This is a genomic window from Vibrio sp. 03_296, from assembly GCF_002265885.1.
The window spans coordinates 1-818 of sequence record NZ_NPKW01000465.1 but is presented as its reverse complement, the minus strand read 5'-3'; the positions used below and the strand labels follow the sequence as shown (position 1 = coordinate 818).

Annotated in this window: 1 tRNA gene; it reads right to left on the bottom strand. The window is 44.1% G+C overall.

Going from position 1 to position 818, the window contains the following annotated elements:
* Nucleotides 1-547 precede the first annotated feature (547 nt).
* Nucleotides 548-624, bottom strand: a tRNA-Arg gene (locus tag CIK04_RS25425).
* Between the last annotated feature and the right edge of the window lie 194 nt (nt 625-818).

Below are 818 nucleotides of genomic sequence, written 5' to 3'. Positions count from 1 at the left end.
CAAAGAAACCCACGCAGTCACCTCCGCCCTTTCATCGGACGAAAAGTTGTACGCATGACATGTCGTCGCTTATTGTTCTAGACGCGACAAAGCATCTAGGAAAAATCAATAAGCATATCGTTCCCGCAGCAAACGGCCGAAGGCATATATCAATAGAGAGATGGTATTAACGAGGAAAGCAGTATCGCTTATAGCCAATGGGTATCGACTCCCAGCACGAAGCTAACAACTGTAGATTGGCAGGCTAGCAGAAAACCGTTGGCATTTTCGAAGGCTCGAAAAAACCATTTTGTGATATTCGACTACTCGACGAGTCCATAGGTTTCTGTTGTACCTCAATAAATGAAAAGGAAACGATGAGTGCATGCCCATCGCGCTTTAAAAACGAGCGGCATGCTTAATTTTTGGACGCAGCAAAGTCAAGATGAGCAGGCCGCTTTGACACCATCGTGACATTGCTAACAAAGACCCGGACAATACCAATAAAGGGAAAATGACCAAAATGAAAAAGCCCCAGCACCATGAGATGTTGAGGCCTTAGAATAAATGGCACGCCCTGTAGGATTCGAACCTACGACCACATCCTTAGAAGGGACGTGCTCTATCCAGCTGAGCTAAGGGCGCGCTACAGGGACAGGATTATACGAGTTCATTTTGGTAAATCAACGGGTTTTCTTAACAAACTGAATCAAATGGCTAAAAAAAGGGCGCCCACATTAAATATGACTTAAAAACGCCCCAAAGCAAAACGTTTCGCGTATTAGATATTTATTTGATGATTTTGCGACAATACGCGCCAAGTTTTTGCCATTCGTATT